This window comes from Haladaptatus sp. HS23, from assembly GCF_056892285.1.
In genome coordinates, this window is the sequence record NZ_JBXGLH010000044.1 from 1 (window position 1) to 3,436 (window position 3,436).

The 3,436-nt window shown below is 51.0% G+C and carries 3 protein-coding genes and 2 pseudogenes; 3 read left to right on the forward strand and 2 right to left on the reverse strand.

What is annotated here, in order from left to right; translation table 11 throughout:
* A partial coding sequence (locus tag AC1XDK_RS30665; RefSeq protein WP_483353817.1) for a hypothetical protein occupies positions 1–435 on the forward strand: 435 nt, incomplete at its 5' end.
* 100 nt (positions 436–535) lie between these two features.
* Here AC1XDK_RS30665 and AC1XDK_RS30670 read toward each other — a convergent pair.
* Positions 536–1,723: a CBS domain-containing protein gene (locus AC1XDK_RS30670; protein ID WP_483353818.1), complete on the reverse strand. Its 1,188-nt coding sequence runs from the start codon at positions 1,721–1,723 to the stop codon at positions 536–538.
* A gap of 447 nt (positions 1,724–2,170) precedes the next feature.
* Between AC1XDK_RS30670 and ddfA the strand changes: the two genes are divergently transcribed.
* Together ddfA and AC1XDK_RS30680 are read left to right on the forward strand one after the other, a co-directional pair.
* The gene (gene ddfA / locus AC1XDK_RS30675; RefSeq protein ID WP_483350676.1) at positions 2,171–2,467 is read left to right on the forward strand and encodes a DdfA family disk-determining factor; all 297 of its coding nucleotides are present in this window, start codon (positions 2,171–2,173) and stop codon (positions 2,465–2,467) included.
* Positions 2,468–2,899: 432 nt separating this feature from the next.
* Positions 2,900–3,067, forward strand: a pseudogene (locus AC1XDK_RS30680) (TrmB family transcriptional regulator); the annotation flags it as partial.
* Positions 3,068–3,250: 183 nt separating this feature from the next.
* On the opposite strand, the pseudogene AC1XDK_RS30685 reads toward AC1XDK_RS30680, so the two are convergent.
* Positions 3,251–3,436 (reverse strand): annotated as a pseudogene (locus tag AC1XDK_RS30685) (site-specific integrase); the annotation flags it as partial.

Below are 3,436 nucleotides of genomic sequence, written 5' to 3' on the forward strand. Positions count from 1 at the left end.
GCTGAGATGGGTGGACCACTACTCACGAACTGGCGAATTGAATCAATCACGTCAGGGACCGTCACGGGAACAGATACTGAGACTGGTGAAACGCGGGAATGGGATCGAGAACAATTAATACAACGACTCGGAGCTCGTGAATTCAGTGCAGAATTAACGACATTCGACCGTGTGAGCGTGACGAAAATCGAGGAGTGGTCCGGGAGACATTCTGTTGAGGATATTGAAGAGGTGAAACCGTATGTGATCGCAATTGCGTACGGGAACAACGGAGAGAAGTTCACGCAATTGTACGCTGCAACTGAGTCAGGTGACTGGGACTCATTAGAAGTGGTACAACAAGATACAACTATTCAGAACTTTAGCGACGAATTACGAAACCGCTTCGACAACGCTGTGAAGAAGACCATCGAGGTCGAACAGCGGTATCATTAAGTCAACCCACATTTCATTCGTCTATTGGGTACCGAATATATATTCTATTCATATTTCTATTGATTAGATTCAAATCATCAGTTAAATAGCTCAAAGGGTTTTAGCCACCGAGCCACCAGCCGTAGAGTTGCTCTTGCTCCTCCGTATCCGGATGCTTCTTCGATTGGCCGTAGGTCTTGCCTTTGAGGAGTTGGCGTTCAATCGTATTCGCCGCGAGACGGAGTGCGTGGGTGGCGCCGTAGCCCTCCCCATCGGCTGTAAAGTAACCACGGTCGGTAACGAGCCGAATCCGTGCCAACACCAGCGGCACCCCTCGGCTCTTTTCTTTGTGCTCCTGGAGTTCGATACTGGCCTTGATCACGTTCATTTCACCATACTTCGAGGTCACGCTGTCGATTAACGCGGAAACGTCGTCATAGTCCATTTCATCGAGCAACTCGAGACCGAACACCTGCACGGGACGCCGTTCTTCTTGTTCCCAGGTGAGCGCCTCGATGACGTCCGTCTTTGTGATGATTCCGACCTCTTCGTCAGTCTCGGTATCCGTGACGACAAGTGAGGAAATCTCCCGGTCGAACATCGTTTCGACTACCGTATCGAGTGGTGTATCTCGCTGAACCGTCGCGACCGCATCGGACATTAAGTTCCGCACCGGCAGATCAAGCATCCGATCAGAAGTACCGTCACGTTCACCGAAGCCGCCGCGGTCACTAAACTCGTCTGACGAACCACCCTGGCTCTTGTTCCCCCCGCGTGTCGTGAATTCGATGACATCGTACAAACTCAGCATTCCTACGAGTTTGTCATCGTCAATGACTGGGAGGTGTGCGATACGTGCTTCCCGAAGCATGTTGAGGGCTTTTCCGAGCGTGGTCGTTGGGAAGACACTGATCAGCTTTGTTGTGTACGCATCGTCGACAGTCACCGCGTCGAGAAACGGGCTCACGGCCTCCAAGACGGCATCTGCAGTCACCACACCGAAGATTCTGTCTTTGTCCAGCACCGGGAGCGTCTTGGCGTTACTCCCGATCATGAGTCGTGCGACTTCACGAACATCCTCGGTTCGATCGACGGTTGGGACATGTTGCACTCGTGAACCAACTTTCGCCGAGGGTTGATTGGACGACGAGGACAGTTGTCGGCGGCTGACGATGCCGCGATACTCGTCACCGTCCGTAACGACGACGGCGTTGAGTTCCTGATTCTCGAACGCACCGGCGACCTTTGAAAGCGGTGCCCCAATGTCGAACTCGGTGAACTGTGTTGAAACTATCTCAGAGATATCCATTGTATTCTCTATACTAAGAGGGTATGTGGACGGTTATATCTGTCTCATCTTTTGACAACACGAGAGAATCGATTTTGAGAGGGGCTTTAGGGTCTCAGATTACATTCTCGATATTACCTTGACCGCATCATCCACGCTTATCGCTATTGAGGTTGGTCGATTGCATTACTATAATAGAGGGGGATTGCAAGAGTCCCCCCATTTGCAGAAAAGGACGCACTCCACCGTATTTACTAGGTTACTACCGCCACCTCTCACCGGGAATGCGGTGTGATGCTTTTTGTTGACGTCGCCGAAATGGGAGTTTGAAGAACCTCGTGATTACAACGCTGTAATTAGCACCTTCCGTTTGTGATCTTTTGAGACGGGAGTCGGACTGGAGAAATCGTTTGTCACCCAATTTATCACACCTTCCTTATAAGCATCGCTAGCCAGTCTCTACTTGTTATGAATAACAACGAAACGGAAAATGGTGAATCCCACACCCAAACAACAAACCGTGACTCTTCTCGGCCACTGCCCAGTATTCAGATTATTAACGGTGTTTCGGATGCTGCTGGCTGTTCAGTTAAGGAGCTCGCCCCCCTTTATGAAGTCATCGACCCGGATGCATTGGATCGTCTCTATGCACCAACGTATCATGGGGACATGCGCTCTAGTGGCGAAGTGACCTTCTCATACGCTGGCTACCGGATCGTGGTCGATAGTTCTGGTACTGTCGATTTAACCCCAATTGAATCGTGAAACAAGTACAGACATCCTATCAACTACCACTCAAAGAGTGATATTCCACGGTCGGTTTCCTTATGGATGGCGAAAATGGAACAATTCTGACACAAAACTCATGGGCAATCCCTTTGAGACGCCAGGTTACGCTCTCTAAGAGAGATCTCGAAGTCGAGTTACGACATATTGTTGAATATGACCGAGACTAGCTCACCAAGCGAATTAGGAGATCTCAGGCGCTAAGCCCGAGCCCCCGTCTTCAAGAAATCAGCAGCGCGAGCGAGTAGGAGGGGATACAACATCCCCAGGACTCTCCGATTTCTGGTGTGCAAACGACAGCTTTGCTCTCGTCAACGCCTGTGGAGACTGCGCTCCCCACAGGAACCATATCGGTTCCTATAAAGTATGTGTGGAAACAGGAAATCCCGCCCGCAACGCTCGAAGCACGTAAAGACGACTATCACTCGCCTACTGCTTGTCGATCGACATACAATCCTCATGAGTACTGCGCACGAGATCCTCGCCAACAGGATCGAATCCAAGCAGGCTGACTTCGGACGAGGGTTTGATAATGGCTTAGTTGTGATTGCCCGCCGGTTAATGGCGACCGGGTTGTAGCCGACACAGAATCCTGAAGTTGGCGAATGAGTGCTTAGACCGGTGTAACCTGAACAGTGCCAATCGTGAGATTGGTTGCAAGGGTGAGAAAGCATTGCGCACAGATCGTTTCGGGAGTACCGGGGGTTCCACTGCCCCTTCTGGATTCCATGAGTAGTGATTCTCGGGCCCTTGATCGACCACTCATAGCTCAACAGCACTCATCGACGCAATGATATTCACTTCAGTGGGCGCAGCGAGATACGGCTCAATCGCGTCATAGCTTGACCAGCCACCGAGCGCCATCACAATTCGCGGTGAGACGTTCGCCTCGACCAGCAGGTGATTCGCCCAGCAACGACGTAAATCGTGAGTAGACACTCGTTGATA